At 49.8% G+C, this 16,351-nt stretch carries 13 protein-coding genes; 4 read left to right on the forward strand and 9 right to left on the reverse strand.

Features of this window, described 5'->3' with window-relative positions; all coding sequences use genetic code 11:
• Positions 1 to 30: 30 nt before the first annotated feature.
• From Undi14_RS05880 to Undi14_RS05905, 6 genes are all read right to left on the reverse strand, one after another.
• On the reverse strand, positions 31 to 1,458 hold the full coding sequence (locus tag Undi14_RS05880) for a multicopper oxidase family protein (protein ID WP_200178638.1): 1,428 nt from the start codon (positions 1,456 to 1,458) through the stop codon (positions 31 to 33).
• 24 nt (positions 1,459 to 1,482) lie between these two features.
• Positions 1,483 to 2,910, reverse strand: coding sequence for a TolC family protein (locus tag Undi14_RS05885; protein WP_200178640.1), 1,428 nt, complete (start codon positions 2,908 to 2,910; stop codon positions 1,483 to 1,485).
• A gap of 115 nt (positions 2,911 to 3,025) precedes the next feature.
• A complete protein-coding gene (locus Undi14_RS05890; RefSeq protein ID WP_200178642.1) occupies positions 3,026 to 3,427 on the reverse strand; it encodes a hypothetical protein in 402 nt (133 codons plus the stop codon).
• A gap of 45 nt (positions 3,428 to 3,472) precedes the next feature.
• Entirely contained in the window at positions 3,473 to 4,735 is a 1,263-nt protein-coding gene (locus tag Undi14_RS05895) for a sensor domain-containing diguanylate cyclase (RefSeq protein WP_200178650.1), read from the reverse strand.
• 8 nt (positions 4,736 to 4,743) lie between these two features.
• Positions 4,744 to 5,871 carry an ABC transporter substrate-binding protein gene (locus Undi14_RS05900; protein ID WP_200178652.1) on the reverse strand — a complete coding sequence of 376 codons (1,128 nt, stop codon included), beginning with the start codon at positions 5,869 to 5,871 and terminating at the stop codon, positions 4,744 to 4,746.
• A gap of 89 nt (positions 5,872 to 5,960) precedes the next feature.
• Positions 5,961 to 6,320, reverse strand: coding sequence for a DUF4260 domain-containing protein (locus Undi14_RS05905; RefSeq protein ID WP_200178653.1), 360 nt, complete (start codon positions 6,318 to 6,320; stop codon positions 5,961 to 5,963).
• Positions 6,321 to 6,353: 33 nt separating this feature from the next.
• Between Undi14_RS05905 and Undi14_RS05910 the strand changes: the two genes are divergently transcribed.
• The gene (locus Undi14_RS05910) at positions 6,354 to 6,497 is read left to right on the forward strand and encodes a hypothetical protein (protein WP_200178654.1); all 144 of its coding nucleotides are present in this window, start codon (positions 6,354 to 6,356) and stop codon (positions 6,495 to 6,497) included.
• 227 nt (positions 6,498 to 6,724) lie between these two features.
• Here Undi14_RS05910 and Undi14_RS05915 read toward each other — a convergent pair whose 3' ends face one another.
• Positions 6,725 to 8,983, reverse strand: coding sequence for a putative bifunctional diguanylate cyclase/phosphodiesterase (locus Undi14_RS05915; RefSeq protein ID WP_370589894.1), 2,259 nt, complete (start codon positions 8,981 to 8,983; stop codon positions 6,725 to 6,727).
• Between the two features lie 1,220 nt (positions 8,984 to 10,203).
• Between Undi14_RS05915 and groES the strand changes: the two genes are divergently transcribed.
• The 3 genes from groES (at position 10,204) to Undi14_RS05930 (ending at position 14,609) form a co-directional block, all read left to right on the forward strand.
• The gene (groES, locus tag Undi14_RS05920; RefSeq protein WP_186883080.1) at positions 10,204 to 10,494 is read left to right on the forward strand and encodes a co-chaperone GroES; all 291 of its coding nucleotides are present in this window, start codon (positions 10,204 to 10,206) and stop codon (positions 10,492 to 10,494) included.
• Between the two features lie 50 nt (positions 10,495 to 10,544).
• Positions 10,545 to 12,194, forward strand: coding sequence for a chaperonin GroEL (gene groL / locus Undi14_RS05925; RefSeq protein WP_200178655.1), 1,650 nt, complete (start codon positions 10,545 to 10,547; stop codon positions 12,192 to 12,194).
• Positions 12,195 to 12,626: 432 nt separating this feature from the next.
• On the forward strand, positions 12,627 to 14,609 hold the full coding sequence (locus Undi14_RS05930; protein WP_200178656.1) for an OPT family oligopeptide transporter: 1,983 nt from the start codon (positions 12,627 to 12,629) through the stop codon (positions 14,607 to 14,609).
• A 52-nt stretch (positions 14,610 to 14,661) separates the two neighbouring features.
• Here Undi14_RS05930 and Undi14_RS05935 read toward each other — a convergent pair whose 3' ends face one another.
• The gene (locus tag Undi14_RS05935) at positions 14,662 to 15,363 is read right to left on the reverse strand and encodes a tRNA-uridine aminocarboxypropyltransferase (RefSeq protein WP_200178658.1); all 702 of its coding nucleotides are present in this window, start codon (positions 15,361 to 15,363) and stop codon (positions 14,662 to 14,664) included.
• 59 nt (positions 15,364 to 15,422) lie between these two features.
• Entirely contained in the window at positions 15,423 to 16,316 is an 894-nt protein-coding gene (locus Undi14_RS05940; RefSeq protein WP_200178659.1) for a TIGR01777 family oxidoreductase, read from the reverse strand.
• Positions 16,317 to 16,351: the final 35 nt, after the last annotated feature.

Genomic DNA, 16,351 nt, shown 5'->3' on the forward strand with positions numbered 1-16,351 from the left:
AAAACAGATCAGCGCCTGACGGTGCATTTATCAGTGTCCGGCGTGGCCCTTGGGTTTCACGACCTGCACTTCTAGTTCTTTCTGTGGCGATTCTGGCGCATGATGATGCATACTGGCATGATCGGCAGCAGCAGGTCTGACTGGTTCACCTAATCCCACGGCATCTCCCTGGTATTCATACGCAGCAGTTCCTTTCGGATGCACATACCAACCCGGATCTTTGTAATCACCCGGCTTCTGATCCTTACGTACTTTCAGGACGCTGAACATGCCGCCCATTTCTACTCCGCCAAACGGACCTTCGCCTGTCATCATCGGTAAGGTATTTTCAGGTAAAGGCATTTCCATCATGCCCATATCCGCCATACCTTTATCGCCCATCGTCATATAAGCCGGAATCAAGCGATTGATCTTATCTGCAACATCTTTATGATCAACACCGATCATGGTAGGAACACTATGTCCCATTGCATTCATGGTGTGATGGCTTTTGTGACAGTGCAACGCCCAGTCACCCTCTTCATCCGCAATAAATTCGATCTGACGCATTTGCCCGACACCGATATCTGTCGTCACTTCCGGCCAGCGCGCGGTCTTGGGAATCGGGCCGCCATCGGTACCGGTCACCATAAATTCATGGCCGTGAATGTGTATCGGATGATTCGTCATCGTCAGATTACCGACACGAATTCTGACTCTGTCATTTTTGCGGACGTTCAGGGTATCGATGCCGGGAAAGACACGACTATTCCACGACCACAAATTAAATTCCGTCATGGTCATGATGTTGGGTCGCGATGCGCCCGGTTCAACGTCATAGGCATTGAGCAAAAAGACGAAATCCCTGTCCACATCTGCGATCAGTGGATGTTTATTTTTGGGATGCGTGATCCACGAACCCATCATACCCATTGCCATCTGCGTCATTTCATCCGCATGCGGGTGATACATGAATGTGCCCGGACGACGGGCGACAAATTCATACACAAAGGTTTTACCAGGTTGAATCGCAGGTTGTGTCAAACCGCTGACGCCATCCATGCCATTCGGTACACGTTGCCCATGCCAATGCACACTGGTGTGTTCCGGCAAGCGGTTGGTGACAAAAATACGGACACGATCACCTTCCACCACCTCTATCGTCGGACCCGGGCTCTGACCGTTATAACCCCATAAATGTGCTTTCATTCCGGGTGCCATTTCCCGCACGACAGGCTCAGCGACCAGATGAAATTCCTTCACCCCATTTTTCATCCGCCAAGGCAGCGTCCAGCCGTTCAAGGTAACGACAGGATTGTATGGACGGCCATTCGCAGGCACTAAAGGCGGCATGGTATCCGGGCTGGTTTGTGTCGTAATTTCTGGCAATGCGGCCAACGCGACTTTACTCACTGCGCTGGCTGCCAGTGCCCCACCGGCGATGCCGGCAAATTTGAAAAAGTTTCTTCTTGAGTTCATTTTTATTCCTTCTCAACCCCGTTATCAGTGCGCAGCGGCTGATTCATTGATGTTGTTAGTGCCAGTCACGCTGATACGTTCCGGCCGCCCGATCAGCGATGCCTGCAAAGCGGCATCTGCGAGCCAGAATTGCTGTTCAGCGTTAATCGCCGCCATCACGCTGCTGATCTGCTCACGGCTATCCGCCAACAGCTCAAAAACACTGATGAACATGCCGTTGTAGCGGAGTTGATTTTCTTGTGAAATGCGTTTGCGCAAAGGCAGAATTTCATGTTGATATTGATGTGCAATATCGTAACTGGTGCGATACGCCGAATAACTCTCACGCAACTCAGAGGCCGCGTTACGCATAATATTTTCGAGACGATAACTGGCTGCCAGCGTCGCTGCATTCATCGCATCACGTTGCAATTGTCCGCTGTCGAACACAGGCAGACGCACGCCGATTTCCACGCCTCGTTTTACATCGCTGGTTTTACTTGGGTTATCAAAAATTGTATTACGCTTCATCGTGAGTTCGATATCCGTCATGCTGGTCGCCAGCGTCAAACCTTGCTGCTTTGCGACGGTATCCAGTAAGGCTTGCGCCATACGGACATCGAGGCGATTTTCAGTCGCAACTGCCGCGATTTTTTCAGCTGGATAAACGGCTGCCGGTAAATCGGGCAGACGCTCGGGCAAACGCAAACGTGCCAGCTGATCGCTTGTCAGTCCCAGCAAGCGCACCAATCCCTCGCGGGCCGCTGTATTGCTGTGGCGTGCTGCCGCCAGTTGTGCGACAGCATCCGCATAGAAAGCGCGCTGTCTGGCGGCTTGCAACTGATTGAAATTACCTGCGCTGCGCATACGTTGCGCCAGTTCTGCACCGGCCTCTGCGGCATCACTGACTTGCATCGCATAACTCAGGATTTGCTGCGCAGCGACTGCCTTTACCCACGCTGCCCGCACCTGCGTAATCCGATCAATCACCTCACTGCTGAACTGCCATTGCGCCACCTCTATTTTGCTTTGTGCAATGGCGCTTCGGCGCGGTAAGCTCAGTACATCAAGCAAACCAAAACTGATCGTGCGCGCAATTTCAAGTTCATCGACGAAGCGGCTGCGCTCAATACTGAAGAGCGGGTTAGCAATTCGCCCTTGCTGTGCGGCGTTCGCCCCGCTTGCCCAGTATTGCGCAAGCATGGCCTGGAATGCCGGGCTATTCGTCAGTGCAATCTGCACTGCATCGTTTTGTGAAATCGGTTCTTGAAGCAAACGATCCGCAGTCGCTTGCAAACGGGATTTTTGTTCGGAGTTAAACGCTGGTTTCAGCGATGATTGTGTGAACGCAGAAAACTGCTGATTAATTTGATCAACAGATTGTTCCGGTTCAAAACTGGTGCAGCCAGCCAGCAACATGGCTGACACGAATGGAAGTACAACACCAAAAGAACTTGGTAAAGGTGGCGACATGTCGTCCTCGTTAAAAAGTCAAATCTGACCTGATACTCTCAGGCATAGTTGAACTCAGTATTGTCGTGCCTAAAACATGAAGTCTGGCAGCAATCAACTGAGTTACAAAAACAATTTAAACGGGAAAATGTTTAGGCGGACGTTCCAGCGCACGCGCAGGAGCTGATGAAAATGAGTGAAAATCAAGCGGATACACCGTGATCGTGCCGGGTGAACAGCATTGATCCGCTTGCTGCAGTAGTAAGGCGATGCCAATGCAGCAAGGTGACGCCCCTTTGCAATGATTCTGGGTATCGGGCTTCACTATGTGTGCATCCTGCGCAGATACCTGCTGACTTTGCTTCATCGTATCGCAATGCACAGGACGACTCACAGTATCGTTTGTCTCTGCACCTGATGCCGTTTGCGTACTATTTCCATGCACAAATGCCCACATGCCAGTGGCTGCAAAGCCTTGCAAAGGCAGCAGCACCAGCATCAGACAAATCAACAAAAAACGCCAGGAACCAGATTTCATGAATGAGAACTTACCATAATTCAGTCTGCGCGACCACCGACGACATCAAAGTGACTCCACGTCCTGCGTCACGCGGCCACTTGCAGGCTGTACTTGATTTCGCCCCAGCGATTTTGAAAAATAGAGCCATTGATCAGCACGTTGAACCAGTGTCTCCAGCGTGTCATCTGCCAATCTTTCGGCAACACCGAAACTGGCGGTGATATTCAGATGCTGCCCATCCGGCAAAGGCACCTTCAGATCCCGTTCGACGTTCAGGCGCATTCTCTCGGCGACTTCAATGGCAGCCGGAAGCGAAGTCTCAGGCAAGACAATCAGAAATTCTTCGCCACCATACCGTACCAGCCAGTCGATTTCCGCGCGCAACTCTCTTTGCAAAGACTCCACGAAAACGATCAGCACGTCATCACCGACAGCATGGCCATATTGATCATTCACCGACTTGAAAAAATCGATGTCGCAAAACACCACAGCCAAATCCCGCTCATAGCGTATCGCTCTGTGCATTTCGCCAGGCATGCGTTCGTTGAAAAACAAACGGTTATAACAGCCGGTCAGAACATCCGTCACCGATAGTTTTTTTAATCTGTCCATCGCCTGTTGTAGCTGGGTAGTCCGCTCTGACACCAGGGCATCCTGATTTTCTATGTGTTTCTGCAAACGATCCTGCATAGTGCGGAAACCATCCACTACCAGATCAATTTCATTGTAGACGTGCCGCGGCCCGAGCTCTAAATCAAGGCGGGTAGCTATTTTATTTGCCTGAAGATTTTTGACGAAATCGGCCAATTGACGCATAGGACGTTCAAGATCGCGTCGTAAGATTGTGAAGACAGCAGCAAAAATAAATACCGTAAGTAAGAGCACTTCAGCGAGGACAATAAAAAAGCTGCGCATCACCTCATGATGTAATACGCTGCGATCAACAACTAATTCCATCGTTCCGACACGCGGACCGACACCGTCCGGCGCCGGAATATCAAACATCAGATGTTCATCTGAAATTGATTGCCCACCATTCCCACCGACAAACTGTTGTCCAGTGCTGGCCTTGATAACAACGTAAGCAATATTCGTGTTTTTCGTCAGCAAAGAAATCTGCTTGTGTATTGCCTGTAATTCGATGTCCCAAATCGCCAGAGATAACAAGGGGATATGCGTGTTGGCAACGTCCCTGATGGTCATATCAAAGTTACGCTCTATCGCTCTGTAATTCAGATAGGCTTGCAAACTGCTGAACAGCAAAATACACAGAATGACCCATTTAAACACCCGCCGGAACAGCAAGCTTGCAATAGGTTGTGACAATCGGAGTTTCATTGATGTTTTTCGACCTGCGTTAATATCTGCCGGAAATTAAAGTCGTATTTTTTTAACTTCGGATTCAGCACTTTACTAAATTTTTTAAAATCAACCTGGCTAAAATCGAGTCTGCCAAAATGGCGCTGAAATCTGCGCGCATCATCCTTGCTAAAAAGAATAAACATGGAGCGATCCAGTTCCAGCCCTTCATCTTTGAAATCTTTACCATGATGATAGTCATACAGCATCACAAGACCAAAGGCACCAGCGATAAAATGCCCGCCAGCCAGAGCAGTCAGACTACCCGATTCCAGCGCAGCCAATGCCCCAGATGAAGTATTGACAGCACTGAAGTAAGCATCCTTGCCTGGTTGCCCGCCTTTATTTTTCCAGCTGTCCATCGCACCGAATGCCATCAGATCGCTTCCTGCCCAGATCAGCCTTGCCTGGGGGTGGCGTTGAAAAAGCCACTCACTTTGTTCCTGCGCTTTGGCGCGACTCCACTCTGCATACACTTCCTGATCAACCACCACATCTTTTGCTTCGGCGGCCGCACGGCGCATACCTTCATTGCGTTTAAGTGAAGCCGGAGTAGAACGATCACCGGCAATCGCCAGCATGTGCAGACGACCGTCTGATCCCTGCAGTTGATTTTGCTGCCCGTGTTGAATCAGCGCCCGCGCTGTCAGGTAACCAGCTTCTTCTGCGCGTGGTTCAAGTGAACCCAGCCATCCCGGAAAGTGTAGTCGCGGAACAGTGGCAAGCAGACGCTCACTTTGTTCGCGCAAACCGCTGAATGCCAGGAAAGTCTTGATATTGGCTGCATCCAGAATGCGGATGACTTCAAATCCCACGGCATGATCATTCGACAGAATGACATAGTCCGGGCGGTCTTTCACCTCACGGGCTGCCAGCTGTTTTGCCTGCGTCAAAGTATTGAGGTGATTACGGTTGGCGTACAACACTTCCAGCCTGACATCCAGATCTTTCGCTGCGGCCAACATACTATTACTCGCCGTCAGCCAGTAGACTTCATCCGGTTTCCCGGGATTCAGAAATGTTACCGACATCGCAGCGGCGTCACAGCAAAGGAAATATCCCAGACTGAGACTAAAAATGATCACGCTGCGAAGCCAACACATATCTTCTCCCGAAATAAAACCTAGTCAATGCCTATCGGCACAAAATATCGGCACAAAAGCGGTCGATCATTTGCGAACATACCGACCTTTCACCTCGGGCCAGATTGAAAACCAATTCTGCCTAAGTGCGTCATGTTGAAATCACCCGGATATTTAAGACCATAGCCCAACGCCCGGTCAAAACCTATGTGTGCGCACCAAATCACACCCGCACAAGAGAACACTGGTGACGCGAACAAGAACCCGCCGACGAGGCAAACAATAGCGCCGGCACCAACACGTGATCCGAACGCATATCCAAGCAGAGAAAGATCGGGCGCAAGAAAGAATAGTGCGAAACATCCCCAGCCAAAATCAGGTGCAGGATAAAAAAAGATGGTGGCAGCGAGCACGCATATCCCTTCCAGCCGCAGAATCCAGCGCACTGCGCCAGTAGTTTCACCCGCCATGTCACTCCCCTGATCTGTTCATCCGAAGAAGCTATGTCAACTGCACGCGAACGCGCCGCAAGTCTTAGCTTCAGTATTATTCAAAGCGAATCAAAAACCGGACGATATGCCCGGTTGCCGGAACTTTCCTCGTCACCGTATTCACCGCTGGTGAAAGCGGCGGTGCAAGTTCTCTAGATTATTATGTGGAAGCATCTGGCCGGTGCCGGGTTGTTGATCCGGTGATCGATAAACTGACGATGGCGGTGGAATGCTGAAGTTGACTGCTGAAAGCTGAGATTATAAAACACTTCCGCAGCTCAAAGCGGAGTAGTCCGGGCAACATAGACATTATGCATGCCAACGACATGCCTGAAAATGATCGATTGCGGACTATCGATGGTGGGATGTTTCTTCCGCTGACATCAATGAATTTTCACTGGAGACGAACAGATCAATGGTATGTTTTCCGCAGCGATGGGTCTGGAAATGTAATACCCCTGCAAATAGTGGCATCCCATTTTCTGCAGCATACTGATTTGCTGTTCTGTCTCGACCCCTTCTGCAACCAGTTCCAGATCCAGATTGTGCCCCATCGCAATAATGGTGGAAACCAGGCTTTGGTGTCGCGCACTGCTTTCCAGCGCCATCACAAATGAACGATCGATTTTCAGCGTATTCAAATGAAACTGAGTCAGATAACTCAGCGATGAATATCCGGTGCCAAAGTCATCCAACGACAATCGTACCCCCATCGCGCGGAGATGATTTAAGGTCGTTCTCACATGAGCGCCATCGTCGATCAGCACACGCTCGGTCAGTTCCAGTTCAAGCTGCGCCGGATTTAACTGATTTATTTGCAGTGCGCGCTCCACATAGGTTATGAATCGTGTGTCGAGCAACTGACTTGCCGATACATTGACACACATGGTCAGATGCACGCCACTGGCCTGCCATTCCGCCAGTTGCCAACATGCCTGATTGAGTACCCAGGTGCCGATTTCGACAATGATTCCGCTTTCCTCTGCAATCGGAATGAAATGATCCGGCGAAACATTATTAAGTGTGCGGCTGTTCCAACGGAGTAAAGCTTCGACCTTATCAATTCTGCCCGTTTTCGCGTTCGCGACCGGTTGATATAAAAGATAGAGTTCATCCGAAGAAATAGCGCTGCGCAACGCGGTATCAATGACCGCCTCCCGCGCATGAGAGATCATGCTGGAAGAAAAAAAACGCAGGTGATTCCGCCCCGCTTTTTTTCCGTCATACATCGCAATATAGGCGTGCTGAATAACGGTGTCGGTATCGGTACCATGTTCAGGAATACATGTAACGCCAATACTTGCCGAGAACTGTATATTTTGCTGCAACAAAGGTATTCCGCTGGTCAGTATCTGAAACAGATCATCGCCGCAGAGCGCTGCTGTTTGTGCTGCGGAACCGGGCTCCAGACCATACATCGCAATTGCAAACTCGTCGCCGCCGAAACGGGCGGCCAGGCTGTTATCTGGTAACGCGCGCTGTAATCGCCCCCCGATTTCCCGCAGCAACTGTTCACCGGCGAGGTGCCCGAAGGAATCATTGATTCGTTTAAACCTGTCGATGTCCACCAACAACACAGCGCACTCTTGCCCCTTTTCCTGCGATTGTGCGATCACCCGCGCCAACTCCTGGGAAAAGCCATGACGATTGAAGAGCCCAGTCAGATCATCGTAGTGCGCAGCCTTGTGCAGTATCGCCTCTTTTTGTTTACGCTCACTGATATCCATCATCTGCACCATGCAGTAAGGACGCCCACGTTCATAATAGGGCGAGGAAATCAGCTCTAAGGGTACTTGTCCTTTGTCTGGCAACAGAACGACAATATTCTCGACCAAAGGATAATTACCGGCCGCAGCGGCGAATCGTTTGAAATAGCTCTTGACCGCATGAGCATCCAGCCCGTTCACGTGGTTCACCACGGGTGAGCCGACCATGCCTTTCGTTGAGGAATATCCAAGCAAACGCGCGCCGCGTTCGTTAATGACATGAATGATGCCATCCATGTTCAGAATCAACAGGCCATTACTCAGACAATCAATGGTACTTGCGTAACGTTCACGTATTTTTTCGAGTACCGCATAAATCAGACAAAGCGTTGACGATGTTTTGACGATTAATCCAAACATGAACCAGACGTCCAAACGGTCGGGGATCAGGTTCAGCACAGTGAGCAGATTGTAGCCACCGCGAATGATTAAAATCATCCCCAAAAGACGAAAGTGACGCTGCATGTACAACACACGGATGCCGGACCACAAAATCACGGTGCCAAGCAACATCTTCGTTGTTGCCTCTCTCATGGCTGGCACGTTGAAAAAAAACAGCGTGAGAAGAAGACAAAAAAGTGCAGATACAGCCGCGATAGGCATGACATGCTTACGACGCAGATTGCCGATGAAATATTCGGTGCCGGCCCAGAATCCGCTGATACTGATGGTCAGCAAACCGGCAGAAAGCAAAGGATTCAGCTGTTGCGGCAATTGCTGAAATGCCAGCCCACTGCCACAGGTAATGCCAGCCTGACCCGCGGCCCAGAATAGCGCATGCCAGTCATCGCGCTCATGTAGCCACGGCAGAATCATGGTGATGATCAGAATGACATCGACCACCAGTGAAAAAATAATAAATGTCTGAGTATCCACGTCTCTCTGTGCATTTCATTGTAGTAAGCAGCAATTGACAGAACGTAAAACCGGTCTTGTTACCACAAGAAATATTCGAACTGTGTTTGATCAGAAAATGAGCTTTCTGAATTTTCCCGGCGCATGTTCGTGCATTGAAGGCTATTGCCCTCATATTGTCAGAAGTCAACCGGAAAATGAAGCTGGCGAGCGGAAAAGCCTGATATTAAAAAGAGCCTTAGTTTCAAAGCATGCGTATTTCAAAGCGTGCGTATACTAGACAATTAATTTCCATGTAGCAACATTTCACGATTCGCATTACTCTTCCTGATGTCGCCTTTGACGCTTTTCCTGCACATGCCTATCCACATTCCAGACACTGGTTGCAGCCAAAACTACGGCATACACCGATAGCGCCAGTTCATCATACACTGACAGATCACGCCGCGCCCTCTAAGGCAGTTTTTATCGTTCGCGAACGCAACAACGCCCGAAGCCATCACACCAGCCGCAACACAGCAAGCCTGCATGGGCAAACAGCATGGTAAAGAAAAAGCGAAAATCCGCATACTCCCCCTATTTTTGGAAAAACACCCCAAATCTCAGCAGAAACATTGGGCTTGTATACATACCCCGGGGAGTATATTTTGCGGTTTTTGAGGGCATCGAACACGCCTGAGACTGCCTGACACCGCCCGGCACAAAAATACATCGCGCCCATCTGCTTAAAGCAGTCAGTGCGTGAAGAAGGGAAAATTAAGATATGCAGCAAGTTTGCCCACGAGGATGCACCTGCCCCAATCGCCTATCAGACTGTTGGCAAGAGCTTGCCGGGCTTGTTATGTGGACGTTGAAAATGATAACCAGCCAAAAGCGTCGCTAAGCCTCTGATTTTTAAAATAAAACTGCTTTTTCAACATTCTTCCTTGAAAAAACCTGACCTCGTCCATACAATTAGCACTCCACACAAGAGAGTGCTAACAATGTTAAAATCGACTGGTTTCAGCATTGCAGGCAACTTAGCCGCTGTTAGCGTGGTGGCTCTTGTGCAGCACATGTATGTGTGAAGTAAAGGGCTTGAAAGTGGCGAACACTGACACCATCTACGGCGCACATTTTTGTTTGTTTGCTGATGGGACTTATGCAAATCAGGTGATGCTTCAATGTCATTCTGTCTGAATTTGTGATGAGCCCCGTTTTACTTCGGTAGTTTTACTTTTGTAATTATTTTAGGAGTTAATATGAATCTTCGTCCCCTGCACGATCGCATTATCGTCAAACGTCTGGATCAAGAAACAAAAACTGCATCCGGTATCGTTCTGCCTGACGCAGCAGCTGAAAAACCAGATCAAGGTGAAGTATTGGCCGTTGGCGCTGGCAAGCAGTTGGATAACGGTTCGATCCGCGCACTGGAAGTGAAAGTCGGCGACCGCGTTTTGTTCGGCAAATACTCTGGCCAGGCTGTCAAAGTTGACGGCAACGAAGTGCTGGTAATGCGCGAAGAAGATATCTTCGCGATCGTACAGAAGTAATTCTTTCCCTGTAGCACTATAGAAATCCACAAGATTCTGGAGAAAATAACATGGCAGCTAAACAAGTAATTTTTGGCGATGACGCACGTGCGAAAATCGTTAACGGCGTAAATATTCTGGCAAATGCAGTAAAAGTCACTCTGGGCCCTAAAGGCCGTAACGTTGTTCTGGAACGCTCTTTCGGCGCGCCAACAGTAACTAAAGACGGCGTTTCTGTTGCTAAAGAAATCGAACTGAAAGACAAGCTGGAAAACATGGGCGCGCAGCTCGTGAAAGAAGTGGCTTCCCGCACTTCCGACAATGCTGGTGACGGTACAACAACAGCGACCGTGCTGGCACAAGCCATCGTTCGCGAAGGTTTCAAATACGTTGCAGCGGGTTTCAACCCAACAGACTTGAAACGCGGTATCGACAAAGCAGTAACCGCTTTGGTTGCTGAAGTCAAAACACTGTCCCGCCCAACGACAACGAATAAAGAAATCGCTCAGGTTGGTTCTATCTCTGCAAACTCTGACGCTGACATCGGCGACATCATTGCAAACGCAATGGACAAAGTGGGCAAAGAAGGCGTGATCACTGTTGAAGATGGCAAATCCCTCAACAACGAACTCGACATCGTTGAAGGTATGCAGTTTGACCGTGGCTACCTGTCACCATACTTCATCAATAACCCAGAAAAACAATCCGTTATTCTGGAAAACCCATTCATCCTGTTGTTCGACAAAAAAATCTCGAACATCCGTGATCTGCTCCCAGTATTGGAACAAGTGGCTAAATCCGGCCGCCCACTGTTGATCATCGCTGAAGATGTTGATGGTGAAGCACTGGCAACTCTGGTGGTTAACAACATCCGTGGCATCCTGAAAACAGCGGCTGTAAAAGCGCCAGGCTTTGGTGATCGTCGTAAAGCGATGTTGGAAGATATCGCTATCCTGACTGGTGGTAACGTGATCGCTGAAGAAGTCGGTCTGACACTGGAAAAAGCAACTCTGACAGATCTGGGTCAGGCTAAACGTGTAGAAATCGGTAAAGAAAACACGACAGTGATTGACGGCGCTGGTCAGGCTATCGCTATCGAAGGACGCGTAAAACAAATCCGCGCGCAAATCGAAGAAGCAACTTCTGATTACGACCGTGAAAAACTGCAAGAACGCGTTGCCAAACTGGCAGGCGGCGTTGCTGTGATCAAAGTCGGTGCTGCAACTGAAGTTGAAATGAAAGAGAAAAAAGCGCGCGTTGAAGATGCTCTGCATGCAACTCGTGCTGCAGTAGAAGAAGGCGTGGTTCCTGGCGGTGGCGTTGCTCTGTTGCGCGCTCGTGCAGCAGCTGGCGTGATCAAGGGCGACAATGCAGATCAAGAAGCTGGTATCAAGCTGGTGTTGAAAGCAATCGAAGCACCATTGCGTGAAATCGTTGCAAATGCTGGTGGCGAACCATCTGTTGTGGTCAACGCGATCATCAACGGCACAGGCAACTACGGTTTCAATGCTGCTAATGACACTTACGGCGACATGATTGAAATGGGTATTCTGGACCCAGCAAAAGTAACACGCTCTGCATTGCAAAATGCAGCGTCTGTTGCTGGCCTGATCCTGACTACTGACGCTCTGGTTGCTGAATTGGCTGAAGACAAACCAGCTGGTGGCATGGGCGACATGGGTGGTATGGGCGGCATGGGTGGTATGGGCGGCATGATGTAATACCGCTTGCTGCTCAGTTTGAGCTGCATACTAAAAAGCTCTGCAATCATTTTGCAGAGCTTTTTTTCATTTCAGAGTACGACATGTTGGCGGAAAAGGTAAAAAAACAGAATTTCCGTCCATCATTTGTTCTTTCATTTCAATCTTCATTTCAATCTCCATTTCACGCTGTCGCCCCCTTCAGCATCCTGATGCTGATGCGAATGGCACTCCACTCTGATGCCTTGCATCAATAGTCCGCCATCAATGTTATCAACGAACAACGATATTTGTCGTCACACATCTTGACAGCAAGATTGATGACTCAGATACTGCGGCATCTGAAAAATTATTTTCATTATTTCGACATCAGCGTTGATAAAACTGGCAAATACCTATGCCCGTCATCTGCACGCTGATGCGGTTGGTATCCTATTTCATCCCGGAGACATAATGGCGCTGCAACAATTATCTGAAGAGCAGGTACGCACCTGGACCCGAGCTCAGAAAGACGAGTGGTGGTTCAACAATATTTATCGTGGCGACATGCCGCAACTGACGTTCCGTTCAGCGCTGACTGGCTTTTTATTGGGTGGCATTCTGGCTGCAACAGCGCTGTATATCGCGGCGAAATCCGGTGTGAATATCGGCGTTGGCCTCACTTCCGTGATCCTGGCTTTTGCCCTTTTCCGGATTCTGTCCAAAACCGGCATCGCCAAAGACTTTACCGTTCTCGAAAATAACTGCGCGCAATCAATCGCTACTGCCGCAGGCTATATGACCATGCCGATGGTGGCACCCATCACCGCGTACATGCTGGTAACAGGAAAAATTATTCCCTGGTGGCACATGATGATCTGGATGGTGGTCTGCTCTGTTCTTGGTGTACTGGTTGCGTTTCCATTGAAACGCCGTTTCATTAACGAAGATCAGTTGCCGTTCCCGGAAGGTCGCGCCTGCGGCGTGGTGCTCGACACTTTGTATTCCGGCGATGGCAAAGAAGGCATGCGTCAGGCAAAACTGCTGGGATTGACGACGCTGTTTGCTGGTGCCTATCAGTTCCTGATCAGCGATGGCTGGATGAAACTGTTGCAATTCAAGCTGCTGCAGATGGATAAATGGGCTGGTATGAAAGAAGCCTGGCATCTGCAGGAAAGATTTGATGAATACTATTACATGGCAGCGGTCAAATTTGATTTATGGATACCCAAAATTCTGGGTATCGATTTCCGCACACTGGGTTTGCGCTTCACCGTCGATGCCGCGATGATTGGCGTCGGTGGCCTGATGGGTATCCGTGTTGCCAGCAGTTTGTTATTCGGCAGCTTGCTGAATTTTGCTTTACTTGGCCCATTGATGATACGCCAGGGTGATATCGTTGAGCGCATCGCCCCCAGCGGTAAAGTCGTACCGATTTCGCGCGTCGAAATTCTGAATCAATGGGGTCTGTGGTGGGCAGTATCGATCATGGTCGTCGGTTCTATCGTCACGCTGGCAGCGAAGCCTGAAATTTTTACCAGCTTATTTAAATCTTTCGGTAAAAAGAAAGAGATCAGCAGCAACAACGATTTGCTGAAAAATATCGAATTGCCGCTGATGATTTCCTATGTCGGTATTCCGGCATTCAGTATGCTCGGCGCATGGCTGAATTTCAGCTTTTTCGGCGTGCCTATGGTATTGACGTTTGCTGCTTTACCCTTAGTTCTTCTGCTGTCTGTGATTTGCGCAAACTCGATGGCACTGACATCCTGGACACCAACCGGCGCGCTCTCAAAAATCACCCAGATCACCATGGGCGCGATCGACAGAGTCAACCCGGCCAGCAACATGATCCCTGCCGGGATGACCGCCGAAGTAGCATCGAATGCCTCTAACTTATTATCCGATATCACACCGGGTTACATGCTGGGTGCAAAACCTCGCCAACAAGCGATTGGTCACATCATCGGCATTATCTCTGGCGCACTCGCTTGTGTGCCGATTTACTACCTGCTGTTTTTACCTGCGGATGCGCAGGGTGTGCGCGACACGGCAAGCATCGTCAGCGACCAGTTTTCGCATCCATCCGCGATGCAGTGGAAAGGCATGGCCGAACTGATTGCCAAAGGCATCAGCAGTTTGCCGACGTCAGCCGTCATTGCGATGGTTATCGCCGCTATCGCTGCGGTGGTCATCGAAGGCGCTAAAATCATCACCAAGGGTAAAGTCCCGTTGTCAGCAGTAGCGATTGGTCTTGGTGTTGTATTACCACCGGATGCCTGTCTGGCGATGTGGATAGGTGCCGCAGTGTTCTGGTGGATGGGGCGCAAGCATACCGTCAAAGGCACGGCTGGCCATCAATTCTGGGTCGAAGGCTGCGAGCCTATCTGTGCCGGCCTGATTTCAGGTGCCGCATTGATGGGGATCGGGAATGCGATCATCAATGTGCTGATGTAATAACTGAAGTATTGATATATCAAAAAAGCCCCGCACGATGCGGGGCTTTTTTTTACCTGAGATTTGCCGGAATACTGCCGAGTTGCTGATCAACGAAACCATCAAATGCCTGCAGCAAACATTGATATTTGTGTTCATCATTTTCCAACCGCATCAGCGCATACGCACAGGCTTCCAGACTCGATAATTGATCTGCTTTGTGTGCTTTACGTATCCGGTAATGCGATGCAGGCATCTGCTCCAGACTCAGGCGTGGCAAGGTTTGCAGCAAAGGATTCAGATACAGCATTTTGCGACTTTTACGCCAGGTCGCATCGATAATCACCAGCCGGAGTCCTTGTATTTGCTCACTCTCCTGATATTTTTCGCCCACAGGAAAGGCCAGATCTGCGGCTTCGATGAGAGACGTATCAGGATAGAGCAACACAGGCCGAATTTGCGCCACAGGCCGCGTATCACTTGAGACATCCATCGTCGCATCTGCAGCTACATCGGCAGGTGCATACAAGGCCTGCATCAAAGTTTCGGCGGTAAAAACCTCGCCCGTCAGAACACGTGAACGCTGCAGACATAAATCCAGCAGACGTACGCTGCCTTTCGCATTATTCACTTCCAGAGGTTGCTGCAGTATCAATACTTCTACCCCGTTATTCACAGGTACTATCCAGTTGCAGATACAAGCAGATTGCGGACGGAGGCAGCGCTGACAAATCGCACGTTTAGCTGATGCCGGGGAAATCGCAGAAAAATTCATGCAATAAGACTGTTCATGTGAATGTGCTACAGACTGAACTGATCGATGCGAGATATCGCTCAAAGTAAATCATGCAGCGCTTCCGCCAGATAAGGATACTGAAATTCGTAGCCCAACTCAGCAACGTGCATGGGCTGCACGCGTTGCCCGCCGGTCAGTAACTCAGCCATGTCGCCCATCGCCAGTTTCAACAGAAATGCCGGCGCAACAAACAGCGCGGGACGGTGTAAAGCAGCGGCCAGGGTCTGGGTGAATTCGCGGTTCGTTACCGGATGCGGTGCCACCATATTGTAGGGCCCAGCTGCATTTTTATCGTCCAGTAAATAGCGCACGATGGCCACATAATCCTGCACATGAATCCAGCTCATCCATTGTTTGCCATCCGCTATCCGTGCTCCCAGAGCGAGACTGAATGGCAGATGCATTTTCTTCAGTATGCCACCGGCAGCGTCCAGCACCAGTCCTGTACGTAAGATGCAAACACGAATTCCCATGTCTGCCGCCCTGTTTGCAGCCGCTTCCCAGTCAGCGCACAGATGAGCGCCGAAATCTTTACCCACAGCGGCCTGCTCACTGAACAACTGATCACCGCCATTACCATAAATGCCCACCGCAGAACCACTCAGAAAAACTTCAGGCTTGAAATTGGCGGCAGAAATTTTTTGCAGCAGCTTTTCAGTCAGGGCGATCCGGCTGTCACGTAAAACTTTTTGCCGGGCGGAGGTCCAGCGTTTATCGACGATAGGTTCGCCAGCAAGATTAATGATGGCATCAAACTCGGTATCGACATGATATTCATCCAGCGATTGCATCGCATGGACGGCATTACCACACAAAGATCTGACCGTTTCGGGATGACGGCTGAACACAGTCAGCACATGTCCGTGATCAAGTAAGGACAAGCATAAACGGCGGCCGATTAACCCGGTACCACCTGTGATCAGAATACGCATATCAGCCTCGTTAAATATTTTTTCATCAGATGACC

It is taken from the genome of Undibacterium sp. 14-3-2 (genome assembly GCF_016595265.1).
Lineage (GTDB): Bacteria > Pseudomonadota > Gammaproteobacteria > Burkholderiales > Burkholderiaceae_D > Undibacterium > Undibacterium aquatile.